The sequence below is a fragment of the Streptomyces sp. NPDC001903 genome, from assembly GCF_042891345.1.
Lineage (GTDB): Bacteria > Actinomycetota > Actinomycetes > Streptomycetales > Streptomycetaceae > Streptomyces.
This window is the reverse complement of record NZ_JBIASZ010000029.1, coordinates 32,693-53,241: the sequence shown is the minus strand read 5'-3', so window position 1 is coordinate 53,241 and position 20,549 is coordinate 32,693. Positions and strand designations below refer to the sequence as shown.

Annotated in this window: 22 protein-coding genes; 14 read left to right on the top strand and 8 right to left on the bottom strand. The window is 71.9% G+C overall.

Features of this window, described 5'->3' with window-relative positions; genetic code table 11:
• Positions 1-37 precede the first annotated feature (37 nt).
• A complete protein-coding gene (locus ACFYZS_RS38235; protein WP_389023527.1) occupies positions 38-283 on the top strand; it encodes a hypothetical protein in 246 nt (81 codons plus the stop codon).
• Positions 280-771 carry a hypothetical protein gene (locus tag ACFYZS_RS38230; protein ID WP_389023524.1) on the top strand — a complete coding sequence of 164 codons (492 nt, stop codon included), beginning with the start codon at positions 280-282 and terminating at the stop codon, positions 769-771. The genes ACFYZS_RS38235 and ACFYZS_RS38230 overlap by 4 nt, the downstream gene beginning before the upstream one ends.
• 36 nt (positions 772-807) lie before the next feature.
• On the opposite strand, the gene ACFYZS_RS38225 is transcribed toward ACFYZS_RS38230, so the two are convergent.
• Genes ACFYZS_RS38225 through ACFYZS_RS38215 form a run of 3 tightly spaced genes read right to left on the bottom strand, consistent with a single transcriptional unit; the run spans position 808 to position 1,924 of the window.
• Positions 808-1,212 carry a PIN domain nuclease gene (locus ACFYZS_RS38225; RefSeq protein WP_389023521.1) on the bottom strand — a complete coding sequence of 135 codons (405 nt, stop codon included), beginning with the start codon at positions 1,210-1,212 and terminating at the stop codon, positions 808-810.
• Positions 1,209-1,454, bottom strand: coding sequence for a type II toxin-antitoxin system VapB family antitoxin (locus ACFYZS_RS38220; RefSeq protein WP_389023519.1), 246 nt, complete (start codon positions 1,452-1,454; stop codon positions 1,209-1,211). Before ACFYZS_RS38220 ends, ACFYZS_RS38225 begins: the two co-directional genes overlap by 4 nt.
• Positions 1,455-1,498: 44 nt before the next feature.
• The gene (locus ACFYZS_RS38215) at positions 1,499-1,924 is read right to left on the bottom strand and encodes an ATP-binding protein (protein WP_389023516.1); all 426 of its coding nucleotides are present in this window, start codon (positions 1,922-1,924) and stop codon (positions 1,499-1,501) included.
• Between the two features lie 126 nt (positions 1,925-2,050).
• Between ACFYZS_RS38215 and ACFYZS_RS38210 the strand changes: the two genes are divergently transcribed.
• Both ACFYZS_RS38210 and ACFYZS_RS38205 read left to right on the top strand, forming a co-directional pair.
• Positions 2,051-2,887 carry a Scr1 family TA system antitoxin-like transcriptional regulator gene (locus tag ACFYZS_RS38210; protein ID WP_389023513.1) on the top strand — a complete coding sequence of 279 codons (837 nt, stop codon included), beginning with the start codon at positions 2,051-2,053 and terminating at the stop codon, positions 2,885-2,887.
• Positions 2,884-3,129, top strand: coding sequence for a DUF397 domain-containing protein (locus tag ACFYZS_RS38205; protein ID WP_389023511.1), 246 nt, complete (start codon positions 2,884-2,886; stop codon positions 3,127-3,129). Before ACFYZS_RS38210 ends, ACFYZS_RS38205 begins: the two co-directional genes overlap by 4 nt.
• Before the next feature lie 1,110 nt (positions 3,130-4,239).
• Here the strand turns inward: ACFYZS_RS38205 and ACFYZS_RS38200 are convergent.
• The 4 genes from ACFYZS_RS38200 to ACFYZS_RS38185 are packed head-to-tail and all read right to left on the bottom strand — an operon-like array spanning position 4,240 to position 7,779.
• The gene (locus tag ACFYZS_RS38200) at positions 4,240-5,442 is read right to left on the bottom strand and encodes an ABC transporter permease (protein WP_389023509.1); all 1,203 of its coding nucleotides are present in this window, start codon (positions 5,440-5,442) and stop codon (positions 4,240-4,242) included.
• Positions 5,439-6,173, bottom strand: coding sequence for an ABC transporter ATP-binding protein (locus ACFYZS_RS38195; RefSeq protein ID WP_389023507.1), 735 nt, complete (start codon positions 6,171-6,173; stop codon positions 5,439-5,441). The genes ACFYZS_RS38200 and ACFYZS_RS38195 overlap by 4 nt, the downstream gene beginning before the upstream one ends.
• Positions 6,170-7,279 carry a peptidoglycan-binding protein gene (locus tag ACFYZS_RS38190; RefSeq protein ID WP_389023504.1) on the bottom strand — a complete coding sequence of 370 codons (1,110 nt, stop codon included), beginning with the start codon at positions 7,277-7,279 and terminating at the stop codon, positions 6,170-6,172. The genes ACFYZS_RS38195 and ACFYZS_RS38190 overlap by 4 nt, the downstream gene beginning before the upstream one ends.
• On the bottom strand, positions 7,276-7,779 hold the full coding sequence (locus ACFYZS_RS38185) for a hypothetical protein (RefSeq protein WP_389023502.1): 504 nt from the start codon (positions 7,777-7,779) through the stop codon (positions 7,276-7,278). The genes ACFYZS_RS38190 and ACFYZS_RS38185 overlap by 4 nt, the downstream gene beginning before the upstream one ends.
• A 102-nt stretch (positions 7,780-7,881) precedes the next feature.
• Between ACFYZS_RS38185 and ACFYZS_RS38180 the strand changes: the two genes are divergently transcribed.
• The 3 genes from ACFYZS_RS38180 to ACFYZS_RS38170 are packed head-to-tail and all read left to right on the top strand — an operon-like array spanning position 7,882 to position 10,911.
• Positions 7,882-8,619 carry a response regulator transcription factor gene (locus ACFYZS_RS38180; protein WP_389023499.1) on the top strand — a complete coding sequence of 246 codons (738 nt, stop codon included), beginning with the start codon at positions 7,882-7,884 and terminating at the stop codon, positions 8,617-8,619.
• On the top strand, positions 8,616-9,917 hold the full coding sequence (locus tag ACFYZS_RS38175; protein ID WP_389023496.1) for a sensor histidine kinase: 1,302 nt from the start codon (positions 8,616-8,618) through the stop codon (positions 9,915-9,917). The genes ACFYZS_RS38180 and ACFYZS_RS38175 overlap by 4 nt, the downstream gene beginning before the upstream one ends.
• Positions 9,918-9,942: 25 nt before the next feature.
• Positions 9,943-10,911 carry a L,D-transpeptidase family protein gene (locus ACFYZS_RS38170; RefSeq protein ID WP_389023493.1) on the top strand — a complete coding sequence of 323 codons (969 nt, stop codon included), beginning with the start codon at positions 9,943-9,945 and terminating at the stop codon, positions 10,909-10,911.
• A gap of 67 nt (positions 10,912-10,978) precedes the next feature.
• Here the strand turns inward: ACFYZS_RS38170 and ACFYZS_RS38165 are convergent, their stop codons facing one another.
• Positions 10,979-11,629 carry a hypothetical protein gene (locus tag ACFYZS_RS38165; protein ID WP_389023490.1) on the bottom strand — a complete coding sequence of 217 codons (651 nt, stop codon included), beginning with the start codon at positions 11,627-11,629 and terminating at the stop codon, positions 10,979-10,981.
• Between the two features lie 189 nt (positions 11,630-11,818).
• Between ACFYZS_RS38165 and ACFYZS_RS38160 the strand changes: the two genes are divergently transcribed.
• The 7 genes from ACFYZS_RS38160 (at position 11,819) to ACFYZS_RS38130 (ending at position 20,525) form a co-directional block, all read left to right on the top strand.
• Positions 11,819-12,766 (top strand): LLM class F420-dependent oxidoreductase, encoded by a 948-nt coding sequence (locus ACFYZS_RS38160; protein WP_389023487.1) that lies wholly within the window; start codon positions 11,819-11,821, stop codon positions 12,764-12,766.
• Between the two features lie 50 nt (positions 12,767-12,816).
• Positions 12,817-13,614 carry an SDR family NAD(P)-dependent oxidoreductase gene (locus ACFYZS_RS38155; RefSeq protein ID WP_389023484.1) on the top strand — a complete coding sequence of 266 codons (798 nt, stop codon included), beginning with the start codon at positions 12,817-12,819 and terminating at the stop codon, positions 13,612-13,614.
• 117 nt (positions 13,615-13,731) lie between these two features.
• Complete coding sequence (locus tag ACFYZS_RS38150) at positions 13,732-14,853, top strand: LLM class flavin-dependent oxidoreductase (RefSeq protein WP_389023481.1); 1,122 nt, start codon at positions 13,732-13,734, stop codon at positions 14,851-14,853.
• A 220-nt stretch (positions 14,854-15,073) separates the two neighbouring features.
• Positions 15,074-16,813, top strand: a complete 1,740-nt coding sequence (locus tag ACFYZS_RS38145; RefSeq protein WP_389023478.1) for an amidohydrolase family protein — start codon at positions 15,074-15,076, stop codon at positions 16,811-16,813.
• A complete protein-coding gene (locus ACFYZS_RS38140) occupies positions 16,810-18,282 on the top strand; it encodes an aldehyde dehydrogenase family protein (protein WP_389023475.1) in 1,473 nt (490 codons plus the stop codon). Before ACFYZS_RS38145 ends, ACFYZS_RS38140 begins: the two co-directional genes overlap by 4 nt.
• 233 nt (positions 18,283-18,515) lie before the next feature.
• Complete coding sequence (locus ACFYZS_RS38135) at positions 18,516-20,096, top strand: APC family permease (protein WP_389023472.1); 1,581 nt, start codon at positions 18,516-18,518, stop codon at positions 20,094-20,096.
• 135 nt (positions 20,097-20,231) lie between these two features.
• Positions 20,232-20,525, top strand: a complete 294-nt coding sequence (locus tag ACFYZS_RS38130) for a hypothetical protein (protein ID WP_389023469.1) — start codon at positions 20,232-20,234, stop codon at positions 20,523-20,525.
• Positions 20,526-20,549: the final 24 nt, after the last annotated feature.

Here is a 20,549-nt window from a genome sequence, read left to right as displayed (position 1 = left end):
CGGTCCGACGATGGCCCCCGAAAGGGGGCTGATCCACATGCCGGGCCAGCAGAAGCGCAAACGAAGCCGGGAACGTGCCCACCGCCGGGCTGCGGCCGTACGCGGCCACTGGCAACCGCTGTTCTCCACGCAGGAGCAGGCGGAGATGAAGGAGTACGTCCGCCGCCTCGCCACCGAGCGCGGGATCTCACCCGAGTGCGTACGGATCGACCAGTTCTGCGGCCGCCTCACCCACCCGTCCACCTACCGGGTGAGCGTCTTCGTCCCGGAGGGTTCCGGGTGAGCTTCCGATGGGAGAGCATCCCGGCCGGCGTCCGCGAACAGGCCGACGCGTACGTCCTCCAGGACCGCTCCATGTACGCCGTCCGGGCGGTCTGGGAGGCCGGCCGTGTCTCGGGGCTCGGCCTCGGGGAGGCCCAGGACCTGGTCGGCGCCCGCTACGCGCACTTCGGCGACCGCGTGGCCCGCACCCCCGACTCCCCGGTCGACCTCGACTCCCTGGCGGCCCGCGCCGCCGGGTTCCCCGGGCGCGTGGTGGCGGTCGAGGCCGTCTGGGACGGGGACACGGTCCACGACTGGTTCGTGGAGCTGCTGGCCGTCACCGACGCCCCGGCCGGGGAACACCACCTGGCCACCGTCCACCGGAGCACGGCCGCCGAGGTGGCCACCCGCTCCGGCACGGCCCTCGCCGACCACCTGGGAGTCCCCTTCCACTTCCACTTCCCGAGCCCGGACCGCCCGGACGACACGGCCCCCCGTTGGCGCCGCTGAAGTCGGCGGCACACATGCGGGCGGACGGCGCCGCTCTCAGTTCGCGATGCGCCGCACGGGCTGCCCCGTGATGCGGGCGATGGTCTCGAAATCCGCGTCCTGGTGGAGGACGGTCAGTTTGTGGTGCTGCGCGGTGACGGCGACGAACAGGTCGACCGGACTCGCGCACTGGTGGCAGCCCTCGTCCGCCATCCTCTGCTGGAGCGCCGAGGTCTCCTCCCATACGGAGTCGCGGGCCACGAAGTACGGGAAGGTCTCCCGGAGCAAGCCGTCGGCCTCGTAGTAGGCCGGGCGGCCTCCGACGGCACGCAGGAACTCCTGGCGAACTGGTTCGCACAGCCCCACGACTCCCGAGGTGACCACCTCGTCCCAGGCGGGAGCGGCCTGCCGGCGGTAGAAGCGGATGAGCGCGCTCGTGTCGATCAGGAAGCTCTCGCTCACGCAGCCGATCGCCTTCCCGGCTCGTCCACTCCGTCTGCGCCGTCGCCACCCTCGATGCCGGAGAAGTCGATCTCGCCATCGACGACCATCTGCCGCATCCGCTCCACCGCGGCTGCTCTGCGGCGTCGATCGGCGATCTCCCGCAGAGCGGCGTTCACGGTGTCGCGCTTGGTCGTGGTGCCGAGGTGCCGGGCGGCCTCCGCCAGGGCTTCGTCGTCCAGGTCGATCACCGTTCGGGACATCGCGACCTCCGGGCTGGGCGTATATACGATTCCCAAAGAAGATATCACCGTCGGCCGAGCTCGGCCCAGACCGTTTTGCCGATCACGCGGTCCGTGACGCCCCAGTCCGCGGCGACGGCGTCGACGATCCGCAGCCCGCGGCCGCCCTCGGCCTGGTCCGCGTGCGGCTGCAGCACGGGCCGCCGCTCCCGGCGGGCGTCGGACACCTCGATCCGCAGCACGCCCCCGAGGAGCGTCAGCTTGAGCTCGAAGTCCCGTCCGGCGGCATTCCCGTGGAGGACGGCGTTGGCGGTGAACTCGGCGACGATCCGCTCCGCGTCCTCGGACAGCGGGCTGCGGTGCGGAATCCCCCAGTCGTGCAGCTCGACCATGGCGAGACACCGCGCGAGGCGGGCCCCGCGCCGGGTGCTGCTGAAACGCTGAGTGAACACGCGTACGGAGGTCTGGGCGGAGCCAGAGGGTGCGGTCATGGCAGCAACGTGCCGGTTGGGCAGGGCAGTTCCCAGAAAGTCGACCGCTACTTTTCAACTGTACGAGTTCACGCTCTGGACAGTGGCGGTCACCGCCCGTGAACCTGAACGCGGGAGGTGACCGCGATGGTGAGTCACGAAGAGAGCGGCGACGGCGAGGTCGAGCCGGACAGCGACCTGCGGAACTTCGGGGAGACCGTGCGGGCCTTCCGCAAACGGGCAGAACTCACGCAGGAGCAGATGGCCGAACGGGTCCGGTACTCGGTCCAATACGTCGGCTCGGTGGAGCAGGGCCGACGGTACCCGTCGGTGAAGTTCGTGAGCCGGTCGGAAGAGGCCCTGGACGCCTTCGGCGTCCTGCGCATCGCCGCGAAGCGGCTGCAACGACAACGTGGGCTCGCGTCGTGGTTCAGGCGCTGGGCGGAGCTGGAGGACGTCGCCGTCGCACTCAATACGTACGAGTGCCGCTCGATCCCGGGCCTGTTACAGACGGAGGCCTACGGGCGCGCCCAGATCGACAACGTCCCTCCGCTCATCACGGCGAGCGAGGCCGAGGCACGCATCACGGCTCGCGCCGAACGGCAGAAGCTGCTGGTGCGGACCCCGTACATCTCGTTCAGCTTCATCATCGAGCAGGCGGTGATCGAGCGGCAAACCGGAGGGCCCGAGGTGACGCGGGAGCAGATCGACCACCTGCTGGAGTGCGGGAAGCTGCCCAACGTCGACATCCAGATCATGCCCACGGTCCAGCCCCTTCACGCGGGCACCGATGGCCCCTTCCGCCTCCTGGAAACCGAGGACAACGAGTGGCTGGGCTACAGCGAGGGACAGAAGACGGGCGTCGTCATCTCCGACGCAAAAGCCATCAGCGTGCTCCATCAACGGTATGCCAAACTTCGCATCCAGGCCCTCAATCCTGCTGACAGCGTGGGCCTGTTGATTCGAATGCGAGGGTCCCTGTGAACAGCTCCCCGTTGCGGTGGTTCAAGAGCAGTTACAGCGGCAGCGAGGGCGACGACTGCGTCGAAGTCGCCCTCTCCTGGCATAAGTCGACGTACAGCGGCAGCGAAGGCGACAGTTGCGTCGAGGTCGCCGCATGCGCCGACGCCGTCCACATCCGGGACTCGAAGGTGACGGCCGGGCCCGAGCTGGCGGTCGCGCCCACGGCCTGGGCCTCGTTCCTGGGCGGCATCATCGGGGCCTGAGCTCCGGCCGGGCGGCGTCAGAGGGAGTCCGGGGGTTTCCCGACAGTCCACTGTCCTTCCGTGTCGGTCCGGTCCGTCAAGGGCGCTCCCTGCGGTCGCGTCGCTTCGCGATGGCCTTCGGCCACCCTTGACTGCCCGGCCCGCCCCGGAATGCCATAAGACTGTCGGGAAGCCCCCGAAGGACGGTCAGGGGGGACGGCCAGGCCAAGAGGTGCGTCAGGGATGCCGACCCCACCACCCGGTTCAGCCACATCCCGCCCCGCCAGAGCCACCATCCCCGGCCGGGCCGGGGGACGCCCCAGATCGCTACGCGCTCCACTCGGCTTAGCGTCCGGCGACCGCCTGTGGCTGGACATAAGCCGCCCACGACCTGCACCAGCCCTTCCGGTCTGGCGCCTGCGGCCTGTTTGTCCCTTTTGGTGGCCGATCGGGACCCTCTAAGGGCCTTGCCTGACTGAGAGGTTGGAAAGTCCGGCATCAGGCTCCCTCTCGACCGTCCTTGGCCCCAAGGCCGCCCGTTCGTCACCCCAAGGCCCGCTCCTCTCCCTCCAACTCCCATTCGTCGCCTCCAACTTCCGTTTCTCGGCCCCAGGCAGGCCGCAGACGCCGAAATGGTGGTCCATGGACGATGTCTGGGCGGCTTATGTCCAGCCCCAGACGGCCGTCGGACGCTGAGACGTGAGGAGCGCGTAGCGATCGGACGCGCCCCCCTGGTCATGGCCGGGGATGGTGGTTCCGGGAGGGAGGTGTTCGGTCGGGGAGGCTTGGCCGCGTATCGCTGAGGGCCCTGCCCTGAACATGTTCCTCCCGGCCATTCCTTCGGGGGCTTCCCGGCAGTCTTATGGCATTCCGGGGCGGGGCGGTCAGTCAAGGGTGGAGCGCAGCGACATCGCGGAGCGACGCGACCGCAGGGAGCGCCCTTGACGGACCGACCCGACACGGAAGGACAGTGGACTGACGGGACGCCCCCGGACACACCACCGACCCCGAGTCATCGAGTCCTGCTCCGGTGACCCACCCCACTCACCCGGCCCCGCCCGTGCAGGCCCCGCCTCCCGAAGCCCCCGACCAGCCGCCCCGGCCCCGCCCCAGAAGCCCCCGCCCCGCCCCCTACGCCGCCTGTAGCGCCAGTGTCGGGGACAGGCGGGCCGCGCGGACCGCCGGGTAGAGGCCGGCCAGGGTGCCTATGGCCAGGGTCGAGGCGAAGCCGCCCGTCACCGCCCAGAGGGGGACCACCCAGGGGAGGTCGCCCGCGCGGGCGTAGGCCGCCGTGGCCGCCGCGCCGAGGGCGATGCCGGCCAGGCCGCCGAGGCCCGACAGGAGCAGGGACTCCGTCACGAACTGGATGCGGACCTGCCCCTTGGTCGCGCCCAGCGAACGGCGCAGGCCGATCTCGTGGCGGCGTTCCAGGACCGAGATGATCATGGTGTTCGCCACCCCGACCCCGCCCACCAGCAGGGCGATCCCGCCCAGGCCGAGGAGGAGGGTGCTGAAGGCGCCCTCCGTGGCCGCCTTCGCCTGCAGCGCCGCCGACGGGTCCGTCACCGAAACCGTGCTCGGCGACTGGGGGTTGGCCGTCGGGGCGATCAGGCCGCGGACCGCCCCGACGCGGTCGTCCGTGGAGCGCTCGTAGATCGCCGTCGGGTGGCCGTCGAAGCCGAGCAGCTGCTCCGCCGCCTCCCAGCCGATCAGCGCCGAGCGCTCGATCTCCGGGGCCAGCGGGATCGGGTCCAGGATGCCGATGACCGTGAAGTACCGGCCGCCGATGAACACTTGCTGCCCCGGCTCGGTGATGCCCAGCCGTTCCGCCGAGACGTTCCCGAGCACCACCGACGGGTAGCGTCCGGTGGCCCCGTTCAGCCAGGTCCCCTTCTGCATCCGTGCGCGCAGGACCTCCAGCAGATCGTCCTTCGCCGCCTTCAGGCCGATGCCGCCCGTCTCCTCCTTCGGGATGTTCTCCGAGCGCCGTACGGACTGCGCGACGTCACCCGTCGTACCCACCGACTCGACCCCCTCGATACGGGAGATCATGCCCGGGGCCTCCTTCGGCAGCTTCGTGTCCTGACCCGAGAACATCGACTGGCCGGGCGTGGCCACCAGCATGTTCGTGCCCAGCTTGTCGAGCTCCCGCAGCAGCTTGGCCTGGCTGGACGAGGACACCCCGACGACCGCGATCATCGTGGCGATGCCGATCGCGATGCCGAGCGCGGACAGGAACACCCGCATCGGGCGCGAGCGCAGCCCCGCCGAGCCGACGTGCAGGACGTCGCGGGGGCCGAGGCGGGCCGGGGTCAGCCTTCGCGAGGCCCTCACCGCTGCGTCACCCCCGCCGTGTTCCACACGTCCGCCACGATCTCCCCGTCCCGGATCCGCACCTGCCGCGGCAGGCTCGCCGCGATCTCCTGGTCGTGGGTGATCACGGCGATGGTGGCACCCTCCGCGTTCAGTTCGTGCAGCAGCTCCATCACCGACCGCCCCGACGCCGAGTCCAGCGCGCCCGTCGGCTCGTCGGCGAGCAGCAGGTCCGGTTCCCCCGCCACCGCCCGCGCGATCGCCACGCGCTGCTTCTGCCCGCCGGACAGCTCGTGCGGCCGGTGCTCCGTCCGGTCCCCGAGGCCCACCCGCTCCAGTGCCCGCGCCGCCCGGCGGCCGCGCTCGGCCCGCGAGAGGCCGGAGTACAGCAGTCCCTCGGCGACGTTCGCCTGCGCGCTGATGCCCGGTACGAGGTGGAAGGACTGGAAGACGAAGCCGACATGGCGCGAGCGCAGCGCCGACAGGGCGCGGTCGGACAGGGTCGCGATGTCGTGCCCGGCGATGGCGACCGCGCCGGCGCTCGGGCGGTCGAGGGTGCCGACGATGTGCAGCAGGGTGGACTTCCCGGAGCCGGACGGGCCTACGATGGCGAGGAGTTCGCCGTTCAGGACGGTGAGGTCCACCCCGCGCAGGGCCTTGACCCCGCCGGGGTACTCCTTGGTGACGCCCGCGAGCTCCACCACGGCTCGCGCGTGCCTGTTCTGCGCCGTACTCGATGTCGCCGTCGTCATGGCTTGGGGATCCCCACCTGCATGCCCTCCTTGAGGGCGTCCCCCTTGACCTCGACGCGGCCCTGGCCGAACATGCCGAGCTCCACGGGTACGTCGCGGACGGCGCCGCCCTCGACGACCTGTACGCCGAAGCCCCCGCCGGACAGCGCGAGGAGCGCGTTGACCGGTACGGAGAGCACGCCCTTGCGGGTCTCGCCGGTGAGCCGGACCGACACCGGGGACTGGTCGGGGCCCTTGATCTCGGAGGCGTTGTCCAGGGACACGCTCACCTCGACCTTCGGCTTCCCGCCGCCGCCCCCTCCGCCCCCGCCGGGGCCGCCGCCGTTCGGGTCGTCCGGGTTCGCCGTGCTGCCCACCGAGTCGATCTTCCCGGTGGCCTCGGCGCCGCCCGGCAGCTTCACGTTCACCTTGTCGCCCGTCTTCGCCGCGCCCGCCTTGGCCACGTCCAGCTGGAAGCGGACCATCCGCTCGGTCCCGGTCAGGGTCATCACCGGCTTGCCCGGCGCCGGCTCGTCGCCGACCGCCGTGTCGTTCTTCTGCACCCGCTGCGGTCCGGCCGCGAACGCGATGTCCTCCTTGCCGACCTCGCCCGTCTCCGGCGCCTTGTGCGCCTTCTGCCAGCGCTTGACCGCCGTCGCCGTACCCGCCGTGAAGGTGCCGTCCTCCGGGTCGAGCCCGGTCCCGTACCCGAGGGCCTGGAGGTTGCGTTTGAGCTGCTTGACGTCCTCGCCCTTGTCCCCGGTCTTCATCTGCCGGTACACGGGGGTGCTCCCGTACATGAGGCGCACCGGCTTGCCGTTGACCTCGTACAGCTTCCCGTCCCGCTCGATCGCCGTACCAGCGCCCGCGGCCCAGGTCAGCACCCCGGGGCCGCCGGCGGCCAGCTTGCGCTCCTGCGCGTAGCCGAGCGTGCCCTCGACCGTGAGGCCCGAGCCGAGGTCCCCGCGCGTGACCGGGGCCGTCGCCTGCGGCAGCCCGTCCGCGCGCCGGTCCTTCGAACCGTCGGAGTCCGACCGCGGCTGGGCGGCCGTCACCGCGTACCCGCCGCCCGAGACGGCGAGTACGACGGCCAGCGAGCCCAGCAGCCATTTACCGCGCCGCCTCACGCGGCGTCGCACTTCTTCTGGGCGTCCTGGAAGGCCTGCTCCTGACCCTCGGGGATCTTGGTGGCGCTCATCGCGCTCCCGTTGAACTCGGGGTCGGGGATGTTCACGCCGTTGTCCCGCATGCACTTGGCCCATTTCAGGGCCTTGTCCTTGTCGGCCTGCGAGACCTGGCCCGACCCGGGTGCCTGCAGCCCGCACGCGTCGAAGGCCTTCTTCACCGCCTCCGGGTCCTCGCTGCCCGAGCCCAGCGTCATTCCGCGCGGGTCCTGGCCGGGCTCCGGGTCGGGGGCGTCCATGCCGTGCTCGCGCAGGCACTTGCGCGTCTTGAGCGCCTTGTCGGCGTCCGCGCCACTGGCGGTGCCGCCGCCGGTCGAGGCGTTCGAAGACGTGCCGTCCTTCTTTCCGTCTTTGGCGTCCTTGGCGTCCGAGCCGGCGCCGCCCGTGCACGCGGTGACGAAGAGGGTCAGGCCGGTGAGGGCCGCGGCCGTGGTCATGGTCATGGATCGATTCATGCGCCAGACCCTGCACCCGGGGCGGGTTTCGCTTCTCTCTCCGATCTTGCTTACGACGAGGAAATGCGAGATTCCGGTAAAGAGGGCGGCATGCGAGTTCTGGTGGTGGAGGACGAGGAATTCCTCCGGGAGATGATCGCCGACGGGCTGCGCCGCGACGCGCTGGCCGTCGACGAGGCGGGGGACGGCCTGGAGGCCCTGCGGCGCCTGCGCCTGGGCGAGTACGACGTCCTCGTCCTCGACCGCGACCTGCCCGGCCTGCACGGCGACGAGGTCTGCCGGCAGGTGGTGCGCGAGCGGCTGCTGACCCGCGTCCTGATGCTGACCGCCTCCGGGACCGTACGGGACCGGGTCGAGGGGCTCGGCCTCGGCGCCGACGACTACCTCACCAAGCCCTTCGCGTACGACGAGCTCCTCGCCCGCGTACTGGCGCTGGGCCGGCGCACCCGGCCCGCCCTGCCGCCGGTCCTGGAGCGGTGCGGGATCGCCGTGGACACCGCCCGGCGCAGCGCGAGCCGCGACGGGCACCGGCTCGCGCTGTCGCGCAAGGAGTTCGCGGTGCTGGAGGCGCTGCTGCGGGCGGAGGGGGCGGTGCTCGGCAACGACGACCTGATCGAGCAGGTGTGGGAGGAGGACACCTCGTACAGCACCAATGCGGTACGGGTGACCCTCAGCAAGCTGCGCGCCAAGCTGGGCGAGCCGCAGCTGATCGAGACGGTGCCGGGGGCCGGCTACCGGATCGCGGGCCCGGGTGCCGGTCCGGCCGCCGCCGTGCCCGCCGCTCCGGCCGCCGGTCCTGCCGTCGCTCCGAGCACCGATCCGCGATGAGAGCAGTGCTCCATTCCGAGCGCGCCCGTCTCACCGCGCTCTACGGCTCCCTGCTCGTCCTCGCCGGCGGCGGCCTCATCGCGCTGATCAACGTCCTGCTGCGGGGCGGCCTCTACACCCGCATCAGCGGGGCCGTCACCACCGCCGTCCCCGGCACGGCCTTCGAGCGCGCCGCCGTCGAAGGCCGGCCGCTCAGGGCGGTCCCCGCCCAGCGGCTCCCGCCCGGCGCCGCCACCCCCACCCAGGAGCAGCTCCGGACGTGGGCCGCCACCCGCAACCTCTCCAGCGCCGTCGAGGCCGCCACCCTCCACGAGCTGCTGGTCGTCTCGCTCATCGCCCTCGCCGTCTTCGCCGTACCGTCGATCTGGCTGGCCTGGTGGATGGCGGGCCGCGTACTGCGGCCGGTCGGCGTCATCACCGAGACGGCCCGCCGCCTTTCGGGGGAGAACCTGCACGAGCGGATCGGCCTCAAGGCCCCGCCCGGCGAACTCAAGCGGCTGGCCGACACCTTCGACGGCATGCTCGACCGCATGGAGAGCCTGGTCGGGGCGCAGCGCCGGTTCGCCGCCAATGCCGCCCACGAACTGCGCACCCCGCTGGCCGTGCAGCGGGCGGCCGCCGAGATCGGGCTGGCCGGGGACCCGCCGCCGGAGAAGGTGGCCCGGATCCGGTCCAAGCTGATCGGCGTCGCCGAGTCGAGCGAGCACCTCGTCGAGTCGCTGCTGCTGCTCGCGGTGTCGGAAGAGGGCCTGGAGACCACGGCCGCGGTGGACCTCGCGGCGCTCGCGGAGGCGGAGCTGTCGGAGACGGAGCTGTCGCAGGCGCGGCTGCCGGAGGGGCAGGCGGCGGGGCAGGTGGCGGGGCCCGGGTCGGCCGGGGGCGCAGGGCTGACCGTCGTCCGGAGCCTCGAGCCGGTCAGCGTGGTCGGCGACCGGGCCCTGTTGGGACACCTGGTGCGGAACCTGCTGGCCAATGCCGTACGGCACAACCGGCCCGGCGGGCGGATCGGCGTGAAGACCTCCGCCGACGGGGTGCTGACGGTGTCCAACACCGGCCCGGTGATCGAGCCCGCCGACGTGCCGCGGCTGCTGGAGCCCTTCCGGCGGCGCGCCGAGCGGCAGCACACCGCGGGAGAGGGCGCCGGGCTGGGGCTCTCGATCGTCGCCTCGATCGCGCGGGCGCACGGCGCGAGGCTGGTGGTGCGGGCCAATCGGGGACCGGGCGGCGGTTTGACGGTCCGGGTGCGCCTTCCGGTCACACCTGCGCCGCACCGGACGGCGTCGCCTCAGGAATCCTGATGATCGCGTGTGTACCGTCGGAGGCATGAGCAAGCACCCCCGAGCCGGCTCCCGCAGTCCCCGTACGTTCCCCGCGCTCCGCGCCCTCCGTTCGCCCCGGCGGGTGGCCGTCGCCGCCGCCGTGGGCCTGCTGGCCTTCGGGGCCGGCTGGATCTACACGGTCCAGGACGACGACCCCGTCGCCCCCGCCTCGGCCAGGACCGGGGACCGCCCGGGGGACGCGGCCCGTCCGCCGTCCTCCGGCGCCGCCACCTCCGACTCCGCCCCGGCCGGCGGAGCCACGCACGCCACCCGCGGGGCCCGCGGCGCCCCCGGGGCACCCGGCGCCCCGGGAGCACCCGGTGCCCCGGCGGCCTCCGGAGCGGCCGGGGCGCCCGGAGCACCGGCGGCCTCCGATCCCGACGACGGCCTGTCCGAGGTCAGCGACGAGACCCGGGCCAAGATCCCGGCCGACGCGCGCCAGCTCCTCCTGGTCTCCGGCAAGGCGAGGGACTCCTCGGAGTCCACGGCGACCCTCTACAGCCGCCCGGCGGCCGGCGCCGACTGGGTCCGGAGCACCGAGAGCTGGCCCGCGCACAACGGTGCCAGCGGCTGGAACTCCGGCGAACGCGAGGACGGGGACCTCACCACCCCCGCGGGCGTGTTCAGCCTGGGCGACGCCGGCGGCCTGCTGGAGAAGCCGCCGGGCACGAAGTTCCCGTACGACCACAACCGGCTGTTCGTGCCCACCGGCCGCGGCGTGAACGGCGAGTCCCTCGCGGGCGCCTTCGAGTACGTCATCGCGATCGACTACAACCGCCGCAAGGGCTTCTCCCCGCTGGACCTGGTCAAGCCGGAGGGCGAGGACAAGGGCGGCGGCATCTGGCTCCACGTCGACCACAACGGTCCCTCGCAGGGCTGCATCGGCATCTCGAAGGAGGCCATGAAGAAGCTCCTGACCACCCTGGACCCGGCGGCGAAGCCGGTCGTCGTGATGGGTCCGGCGGGCTTCTGAGCGCGGGGCCGGCCGGTGGTCGGACCGCCACGCCCGCCGGTGGTCAGGCCGCCACGCCCGCCGGTGGTCAGGCCGCCACGCCGGCCGGTTCCGGACCGGCCGGCACGGGGGCGGCCCGCCGCCCCCGCACCAGCAGCCCGATGTACGCCAGGTCGAAGACGCTGCACAGCACCCCGAGCCCGAGGATGAACGGCGAGTCCTCGACGACCCCGAAGAGCAGCGTCGGGGCGAGCGTTCCGAGCCACTTCGCGACGGCGATGACGAGGGACTGCCCGCGCGCCCCGCGCCGGTCGGCGTAGAGGGCGATGAACAGCCCGGACATCAGCAGGTTCTGCAGGAACGCCGCGTACCGGGTCGCGTCGTGCGTCCCGAAGTGCGCGAGGAACAGCCACTGCACGGCGAAACCGGTGCCGAAGACGAGTACGCTCCACGCCGCGAAGAGCGGCCGCGTCACGAAGGCCGGCAGCTCGGAGCGGCCGAAGCGCAGGTAGGTCCAGATGATGACGACGTCGGCGAGGGCCCACACCACGTTGACCACGCCCTGGGCGGACACCCCGGCGCGGAACTCGCCCACGGCGTAGGTCGCCTCCCACGCGAAGTTCAGCGCGAGCGCGGCCACCGGCATCGCGTACGTCCGGTCCCGCAGCCCGACCCGGATCGCCTCGACGTACACGACGGTCCACGCCACTCCGCTGACCAGCGTCAGAAACAGATCCACGCGCGGCACCCTAGCCAACGCGGCGCGCCCGCACATCCCCCCGGGCGCGCCCGCCCCGTCCGCCGGGCGGGTCGAACCCCTTGCCTGACGGACCGTCAGCTACGACGATGGCCCACGGCGCCGGCGGGATGCGGGTCGGCGGCCGGGGCCCGGTCGGCGGGCCGGGGCGGAAGACGAAGCGGAGGCGGCATGGCACGCGTGTTTGCGGAGGGCCGGCTGGTCTACGGGATGCAGCTCCCGATCCAGTCGCAGAGCACCATCTACGCCGAGCCCTGGGAGGCCTCGGCGACCGCCGCCGATCTCGCCGAGGTGGCGAGGGCCGCCGACCGGGCCGGCTTCGGGTACCTCGCCACCTGCGACCACGTGGCCATCCCGCGGCGCCTCGCCGGCCCCATGAGCACCGTCTGGTACGACCCCGTGGCCACCCTCGCCTTCCTCGCCGGGATCACCGAGCGCGTACGCCTGCTCAGCCACGTCGCGATCCTCGGCCTGCGCCACCCCCTCCTCAGCGCCAAGCAGTACGCCACCGTCGACCACCTCTGCGGCGGCCGGCTCATCCTCGGCGTCGGCGCGGGCCACGTGCAGGAGGAGTTCGAGGTCCTCGGCGTCGACTTCGCCGGCCGCGGGGCCGTCCTCGACGAGACCCTGGACGCGCTGCGCGCCGCCCTCGGGCCCGAGGAGTACCCGGAGTTCGAGGGCGAGCTGTTCTCCTTCAAGGACCTCGGCCAGCTGCCCCGCCCCGCCCAGACCCGCATCCCCGTCTGGGTCGGCGGCTCCTCGCCCGCCGCCGTCCGCCGGGCCGCCGTGCGCGGCGACGGCTGGCTCCCGCAGGGCGACCCCCGCGACAAGCTCCCCGCGCAGATCGCCCGGATCAAGGAGCTCCGCGCGGCGGCCGGGGTCGAGGACCCCATCGAGTTCGGCGCGATCACCGAGGCGCTGTACGTCGGCGAGCCCGGCTGGGACACCGGCCGGCGCACCCTCACCGGCAAGGCGGAGGCGCTCGCCGAGTCCCTGCGCGCGTACGGGGCCCTCGGCGTGGACCAGATCCAGGTCCGCTTCCGCAGCCGCGACCGCGCCGAACTGATCGACCAGATCACCGCGTTCGGGGCCGAGGTCGGCCCGCTTCTCAACGACTGAACCTCGACCGAACGCCTCGACTGAACACCTCGACGACTGGGAGTACGGGCATGGGCAAGCTGGACGGGCGTGTCGTCGTCATCACGGGCGCGGCGCGCGGCCAGGGCGAGCAGGAGGCCCGGCTCTTCGCGGCCGAGGGCGCCAAGGTGCTCCTCTGCGACGTGCTGGACGAGCAGGGCGCCGCCGTCGCCAAGGAGATATCCGAGGAGGCGGGCGAGGACCGCGCCCGGTACGTACGGCTCGACGTGGGTCGGGAGGAGGACTGGGCCGCCGCCGTCGCCACCGCGAAGGAGGCCTTCGGCCCGGTGGACGGACTGGTCAACAACGCCGGCATCCTGCGCTTCAACGAGCTGGTCTCGACTCCGCTGGCGGAGTTCGAGCAGCTGATCCGGGTCAACCAGGTCGGCACCTTCCTCGGCATCAAGGCCTTCGCCCCCGAGATCGAGGCGGCCGGCGGCGGCACCATCGTCAACACCTCCTCGTACACGGGCCTGACGGGCATGGCGTACGTGGGCGCGTACGCGGCGACCAAGGCGGCGATCGTCGGCCTGACCCGGGTGGCCGCCCTGGAGCTGGCCGCCAAGGGCATCAGGGTCAACGCGATGTGCCCCGGCGCGGTGGACACCCCGATGGCCAACCCGGGCCTGCTGGACCCGGCGAACATGAGCGACGAGGCCCGGGACGCGATGGCGGAGCTGTACGGGCGGGTCGTGCCGATGGGGCGGGTGGGCCGGGCCGACGAGATCGCCAGGCTGGCCCTGTTCCTGAGCAGCGAGGACTCCTCGTACATCACCGGCCAGCCGTTCGTCATCGACGGCGGCTGGATGGCGGGCGTCAGCATCATGTGACTCCCGTCCGACCACCATCTGATGAGGCGTCAGGTATTGACGCTCCCGCTTCCCCGGTGGAACAGTCGACTCATCAAATCTGACGACACGTCAGAAATCAAAGGACGGTGAACCCCCTTGGAATTCGGGCTCTTCGTGCAGGGATACGTGCCTGAGGCGCGGTCCAAGGTCGACCCCGAGGCAGAGCACAAGGCGCTGATCGAGGAGACCGAGTACGTCATCCAGGCCGACAAGTCCGGCTTCAAGTACGCCTGGGCCTCCGAGCACCACTTCCTGGAGGAGTACTCGCACCTGTCGGCGAACGAGGTCTTCCTCGCCTACCTCGCCCACGCCACCGAGCGCATCCACCTCGGCTCCGGCATCTTCAACCCGCTCGCGCCGGTCAACCACCCCGTCAAGGTGGCCGAGAAGGTCGCGATGCTCGACCACCTCTCCAAGGGCCGCTTCGAGTTCGGCACCGGGCGCGGCGCCGGCAGCCACGAGATCCTCGGTTTCCTGCCCGGCATCACGGACATGAACCACACCAAGGAGATCTGGGAAGAGACCATCGCCGAGTTCCCCAAGATGTTCCTCCAGGAGGAGTACGAGGGGTTCCAGGGCAAGCACTGGTCGCTGCCGCCGCGCAAGGTCTTCCCCAAGCCGTACGGCAAGGCCCACCCTGCCATGTGGTACGCCGCCGGCTCGCCCTCCTCGTACGCGATGGCCGCGAAGAAGGGCCTCGGCGTGCTCGGCTTCAGCGTCCAGAAGGTCTCCGACATGGAGTGGGTGCTGGAGCAGTACAAGACGGCCATCCAGGAGGCCAAGGCCATCGGCGCGTTCGTCAACGACAACGTGATGGTCACCTCCACCGCGATCTGCGCCGAGACGCACGACAAGGCGGTGGAGATCGCGGTCAACGCGAACATGAACCGCTTCCAGTCGCTGGTCTTCCGCTACCACGACACCTTCCCGCGGCCCGAGGCGATCCCGCAGTGGCCCGAGACGCTGCCCGAGTACAACGCGGAGATCATCGAGCTGCTGATCGCCGAGGAGCTGCTGATCTGCGGGGACCCGTCCGAGGTGCTCGCGCAGTGCAAGCGCTGGGAGCAGGCGGGGGCGGACCAGCTGTCGTTCGGCCTGCCGACCGGGGTCTCGTACGAGGACACGATGAACACCGTCAAGCTCATCGGCGAGCACGTGATCCCGAAGATCGACACGGACCCGGTCCACCGCACCACGCGCTTCCGCCAGGCCGCCTGACCCGGCGGACATTACGGGGGCGGCGTCTTCCCGGACCGCCGCCCCGCACCGGCCCCGGCCGGAGGTCATGCCGAGGCCGCGGCCGGCCCGGCGGCCTCCGGCCGGGGCGCGCGGACGTCCTGGGGACGGCATCCGGGGACGGCACCCGGGAGCGGGGCGCCCGCGGAGGCGCGGCCCACGGACGACGGCCAGCGACACGAACACCGGCAGAGGGGACGTCATGCTCGACCACCTGATCAAGGGAGCCACCGTCGTCGACGGCACCGGCTCCCCCGCCCGCGTGGCGGACGTCGGCCTGCGCGACGGGCGGATCGCCGTCATCGCCGAGCCGGGCACGGTCGCGGAGGAGGCCCGGACCGGCGAGGACGCGCACGGACTCGTCCTGTGCCCCGGTTTCGTCGACCCCCACACGCACTACGACGCCCAGCTCTTCTGGGACCCGTACGCGACCCCCTCCATGAACCACGGCGTCACCACCGTCGCCGGCGGCAACTGCGGGTTCACCCTGGCCCCGCTGCACCCGGACCGCCCCGAGGACGCCGACTACACCCGGCGCATGATGAGCAAGGTCGAGGGCATGGCCCTCAAGGCCCTGGAGGAGGGCGTCGACTGGACCTGGTCCGGCTTCGGCGAGTACCTCGACGCGCTGGAGGGCCGGATCGCCGTCAACGCCGGCTTCATGGTCGGCCACTGCGCGCTGCGCCGGCACGTCATGGGAGCCGACGCGGTCGGCGGACAGCCCACCCCGGAGCAGATGCGGCAGATGCTCGACCTCTTCCACGACGCCATGAACGCCGGCGCCTGGGGCCTGTCCACCACCCAGTCCTCGACCCACTCCGACGGGGACGGCGCCCCCGTCGCCTCCCGGCACGCCAAGCCCGCCGAGCTCCTCGCGCTGTCGAAGGCCGTCGCCGAACACGAGGGCACCCAGCTCGAAGCGATCGTCGCGGGCTGCCTCGACCAGTTCGCCGACGAGGAGATCGACCTCTTCGTCGAGATGAGCGCCGCCGCCGGCCGCCCCCTGAACTGGAACGTCCTCACCATCGACGCCTCCGTCCCCGAACGGGTCCCGCGCCAGCTCATACCGAGCGAGCGCGCCCGCAAGGCGGGCGGCCGCATCGTCGCGCTGACCATGCCGATCCTCACCCCCATGAACATGTCGCTCGGCACCTTCTGCGCGCTGAACCTGATCCCCGGCTGGGGCGAGATCCTCGGCCTGCCCGTGCCCGAGCGGATCGCGAAGCTGCGCGACGCCGGCGTGCGGGAACAGATGCTGCGCCGCGCCGACAGCAAGGAGGCCGGGGTCTTCCGGCGCCTGGCCAACTTCGGCCGCTACGTCATCGGCGACACGTACAGCAAGGAGAACGAGGGCCTGTCCGGCCGCGTCGTGAACGACATCGCCGCCGAACGCGGCCAGGACCCCTTCCACTGCCTGGTCGAGATCTGCGCCAACGACGACCTGCGCACGGTGCTCTGGCCGATGCCCACCGACAACGACCCGGCGAGCTGGGCCCTGCGCGCCGAGACCTGGCAGCACGAGGACGTCATGCTCGGCGGCTCCGACGCCGGCGCGCACCTGGACCGCATGTGCGGGGCCCCGTACACGACCCGCTTCCTGGGGGACTGCCTGCGCGGTCGCAAGCTGGTGCCGCTGGAGCAGGCGGTGAAGATGCTCACCGACGACCCTGCGCAGCTGTTCGGGCTGCGCGAGCGCGGCCGGATCGCCGAGGGCTTCCACGCGGACTTGGTGCTGTTCGACCCGGAGCGGATCGAGGCCGGGCCCGCGACCCTCGTCCACGACCTGCCCGGCGACAGCCCGCGGCTGGACGCCCGCGCGATCGGGATCGTGTCCGTACGCGTCAACGGCGTGGAGACCATCCGCGACGACCAGGTCACGGGGGCGATCCCCGGGACCGTGCTCCGCTCGGGCCGCGACACGAGGACGGTGAGCACGCGATGAGCTCCGACGCACCCCGGAAGCTGTACATCGGCGGCGAGTGGGTCGAGCCGGCCGGCGGACACTACGCCGTGGTCAATCCGGCGGACGAGTCCGTGGTCGGGCTCGCCCCGGAGGCCTCGCGCGGCCAGGTCGAGGACGCGGCGCGCGCCGCCGCCGAGGCCTTCGAGAGCTGGTCCCGTACGAAGCCGGAGGAGCGGGCCGCCATCCTCGACCGGGCCGCGGACATCATGCAGCGCGAGTACGAGCCCTGGTCGGACCTCGCCCGGGCCGAGACGGGCGCGCCGACCGGGATCGCGCGCGGGATGCAGGTCGGGGTCGGGGTCGCGCGCTTCCGGCGGTACGCGAAGGGCGCGCTGGAGCCGGTGGAGCGCGGGCTGCCCCCGCAGGTCACCGAGGCCGGGCCGATGGGGAAGGCGAGCATCCTGGGGGCGCTGGAGGTGCGCCAGCCGGTCGGCGTGGTCACCTGCATCACCTCGTACAACAACCCGTGGGCCAACCCGGCGGGCAAGGTGGCCCCGGCGCTGGCCATGGGCAACACGGTGGTGGTGAAGCCGGCCCCGCAGGATCCGCTGTCGGTGTTCAAGATGGCCGAGGCCCTGCACGAGGCGGGCGCCCCGGCCGGCGTGGTGAACGTGGTCTGCGGCGAGTCGGTCGAGGTCGGCGAGGCCGCGGTGGACTCCCCGTACGTGGACATGGTGTCGTTCACCGGCTCCACGGGCGTCGGGCAGCGCATCGCGGAGGTCTGCGGCCGCTCCATGAAGCGGCAGCTGATGGAGCTCGGCGGCAAGGGCGCGGCGGTCGTCTTCGAGGACGCCGACCTGGACGCGGCGGTGATGGGGATCGGCACCACCTTCTCCTTCTACTCCGGCCAGATCTGCACGGCTCCGACCCGGGTGATCGTGCACCGGTCGGTGTACGAGCGGCTGGTGGAGAAGCTGACCGGCTACCTGGCCTTCATGAAGGTCGGCGACCCGGCGGTGGCGGGCACGGTCGTGGGCCCGGTGATCTCGGCGGCGCACCGGGACCGGGTGGAGTCGTACGTCGAGCTCGGCCGCAAGGAGGGTGCGCGGATCGCGTACGGCGGCGAGCGGCCGGTGGTCGGGGAGGGCCGCGGCTTCTACGTGGCGCCGACGCTGCTGGTGGACTGCACGAACGACATGCGGGTGGTCCGGGAGGAGATCTTCGGCCCGGTGGTGGTGGTCGTCCCCTTCGACGGCGACGAGGACGAGGCGGTCCGGCTGGCCAACGACAGTGATTTCGGGCTGCTGAGCTACGTGTGGTCCGGGGACGCGGCGCGCGCCTTCCGGGTGGCGCGGCGGCTGCGGGCGGGCGGGGTGGGCGTGAACACGATCGGCCGGAACATGGAGGCTCCGTTCGGGGGCTTCAAGCGCTCGGGCGTCGGCCGGGACGTGGGCTCGTACGCGCTGCACGCGTACAGCGAGGTGCAGTCGATCGTCTGGACGAGCTGAGACTCAGGTCACACGGGAAAGTTCAAACCGGCACAAAAGGGGTACTGCTGCGGTTTCCGCATTCCGGAACGGGCTGTCCGCTCCCTGTTGAGCAGGGGGCGGACGCGCGCATGAACCTTGCATTACGGGTTCATGAACCGCCGCAAGCTCTGGATTCGAAGGTGTTCCCGCCGGTAGCCGGTCGGACTCAATCCCTCCGGATATGGAAAACGCAGCCTCTAACGTCCTGACCCATGACACAGCTGGACGTTCGGCCTCGGGTCGGAGACACGGTGAGCGGCGTCGCCGGCGGCGAGGGCGGCGACGGCGACGGCGACGTGCGCGGCAAGGGCCTCGGCAAGGGCTCCGTGGGCCTGGTGGGCAGTGCCGTCATCGGCATCTCCACTGTCGCCCCCGTCTACTGCCTGACCTCGACCCTCGGCTCCACCGCCGGTGAGGTCGGCGTCCAGATGCCGGCGGTCTTCCTGGCCGGCTTCCTGCCGATGCTGCTGGTCGCCTTCGCGTACCGCGAGCTCAACAAGGCCGTACCGGACTGCGGCACCTCCTTCACCTGGACCGTCAAGGCCTTCGGCCCGCGGATCGGCTGGATGTGCGGCTGGGGCCTGGTCATCGCCACGATCATCGTCCTCTCCAACCTGGCGGGCGTGGCCACCTCGTACTTCTGGCTGCTCGCCGGAGAGATCACCGGCAATCCCTCGATCGCGGCCCTGGACGACGACAAGCTCGTCCACATCGCCACCTGCCTCACCCTGATCGCCGCGGCGACCGCCATCAGCTACCGCGGCATGACCGCCACCAAGGGCGTCCAGTACACCCTGGTCGGGCTCCAGCTCGCCGTCCTCGCCATCTTCGTCGCGATGGCCTTCCAGAAGGCCTCGGCGGGCACCTTCGACACCGGCCTGGACTTCTCCTGGCAGTGGATGAACCCCTTCGCGGTCGAGTCCATGGGCGCCTTCACCGCCGGACTCTCCCTCTCGATCTTCATGTACTGGGGCTGGGACGCCTGCCTGGCCACCAACGAGGAGACCACCGGCTCCGCCAAGACCCCCGGCCGCGCCTCGCTCATCGCGATGGTCGTCCTGGTCGGCTCGTACCTGGCCACCGGCATCGCCGCCCAGATGGCCGTCGGCTCCGGCACCTCCGGCCTCGGCCTCGGCAACCCGGAGACCTCCGGCAACGTCTTCGCCGCCCTCGCCGGCCCGGTCATGGGCCCGATGCTCGGCATCCTGCTCTTCGTCGCCGTCCTCGCCTCGGCGACCGCCTCGCTGCAGACCACCTTCATCCCGGTCGCCCGCACGGTCCTGGCCATGTCCACGTACGAGGCCCTCCCGGCCTCCTACGCCAAGGTCCACCCGCGCTTCAAGACCCCGGGCCGCGCCACCGTCATGGCGGGCGTCGCGACCGGCGCGTTCTACACCGTGATGACGCTCGTCAGCGAGAACGTCCTGACCGACACGATCTTCGCGCTCGGCCTGATGATCTGCTTCTACTACTCGCTGACGGCCTTCGCCTGCGCCTGGTACTTCCGCGGCGAACTGCGCCGCTCCGCCCGGGACCTGTTCTTCAAGGGCGTCTTCCCGGTCCTCGGCGGACTCCTGCTCGCCGCCGTCTTCCTCAAGACCCTGATCGACATGTGGAACCCGTCCTACGGCTCCGGCTCCACCGTCCTCGGCGTCGGCAGCGTCTTCGTCATCGGCGTCGGCCTCCTGGCCCTCGGCCTGGTGATCATGCTGGTCACGCAGCGCCGCAGCCCGGCCTTCTTCCGCGGGGAGATCCTGACAAAGTCCACTCCGGCCCTGGTGGTCGAGGACTGACCCCGCCCCACACTTGAGGAGTCCCCCCGCGGCCCGGACCGATCCCCCCGATCCGGGCCGCGGACCCAACACCGGACGTCACCCCAAGGGGGGCCGGGCGGTGACCCGCGGCGGCGGCGGGTCGTTGGGCAGGGCATGAACCCCATGAAGCGCCGCCTCGCCGCCCTGGTCCTCACCAGCGGCGCCGCCCTCGCCCTGAGCCCCCTCGCCGCCCACGCCGACACCACGGGCCCCACCATCGAGGGACAGCCCGTCACCAAGCGCATCGGGGACATCGCCAACCACCCCGGCAAGGTCGTGGACGACACGAAGACGGCCCTCGCCGTGACCGCGTCCGCCGCCGGCTCCGCCACCCACGCCACCGACAGCTCCCTCGCGGGTGCGGGCAACGCCGTCGACGGGCTCCCGAAGGCCCCGTCGGTGCGCTGACCGCGGCCCGTCGCGGCGGGCCCT

What these genes read in the sequence shown, in the direction of transcription:
- ACFYZS_RS38235 (WP_389023527.1), top strand. Translation starts at nt 38, where the DNA reads ATGCCGGGCCAGCAGAAGCGCAAACGAAGCCGGGAACGTGCCCACCGC.
- ACFYZS_RS38220 (WP_389023519.1), bottom strand. Translation starts at nt 1,454, where the DNA reads ATGTCCCGAACGGTGATCGACCTGGACGACGAAGCCCTGGCGGAGGCC.
- ACFYZS_RS38215 (WP_389023516.1), bottom strand. Translation starts at nt 1,924, where the DNA reads ATGACCGCACCCTCTGGCTCCGCCCAGACCTCCGTACGCGTGTTCACT.
- ACFYZS_RS38210 (WP_389023513.1), top strand. Translation starts at nt 2,051, where the DNA reads ATGGTGAGTCACGAAGAGAGCGGCGACGGCGAGGTCGAGCCGGACAGC.
- ACFYZS_RS38195 (WP_389023507.1), bottom strand. Translation starts at nt 6,173, where the DNA reads ATGACGACGGCGACATCGAGTACGGCGCAGAACAGGCACGCGCGAGCC.
- ACFYZS_RS38185 (WP_389023502.1), bottom strand. Translation starts at nt 7,779, where the DNA reads ATGACCATGACCACGGCCGCGGCCCTCACCGGCCTGACCCTCTTCGTC.
- ACFYZS_RS38180 (WP_389023499.1), top strand. Translation starts at nt 7,882, where the DNA reads ATGCGAGTTCTGGTGGTGGAGGACGAGGAATTCCTCCGGGAGATGATC.
- ACFYZS_RS38175 (WP_389023496.1), top strand. Translation starts at nt 8,616, where the DNA reads ATGAGAGCAGTGCTCCATTCCGAGCGCGCCCGTCTCACCGCGCTCTAC.
- ACFYZS_RS38170 (WP_389023493.1), top strand. Translation starts at nt 9,943, where the DNA reads ATGAGCAAGCACCCCCGAGCCGGCTCCCGCAGTCCCCGTACGTTCCCC.
- ACFYZS_RS38160 (WP_389023487.1), top strand. Translation starts at nt 11,819, where the DNA reads ATGGCACGCGTGTTTGCGGAGGGCCGGCTGGTCTACGGGATGCAGCTC.
- ACFYZS_RS38155 (WP_389023484.1), top strand. Translation starts at nt 12,817, where the DNA reads ATGGGCAAGCTGGACGGGCGTGTCGTCGTCATCACGGGCGCGGCGCGC.
- ACFYZS_RS38145 (WP_389023478.1), top strand. Translation starts at nt 15,074, where the DNA reads ATGCTCGACCACCTGATCAAGGGAGCCACCGTCGTCGACGGCACCGGC.
- ACFYZS_RS38140 (WP_389023475.1), top strand. Translation starts at nt 16,810, where the DNA reads ATGAGCTCCGACGCACCCCGGAAGCTGTACATCGGCGGCGAGTGGGTC.
- ACFYZS_RS38135 (WP_389023472.1), top strand. Translation starts at nt 18,516, where the DNA reads ATGACACAGCTGGACGTTCGGCCTCGGGTCGGAGACACGGTGAGCGGC.
- ACFYZS_RS38130 (WP_389023469.1), top strand. Translation starts at nt 20,232, where the DNA reads ATGAACCCCATGAAGCGCCGCCTCGCCGCCCTGGTCCTCACCAGCGGC.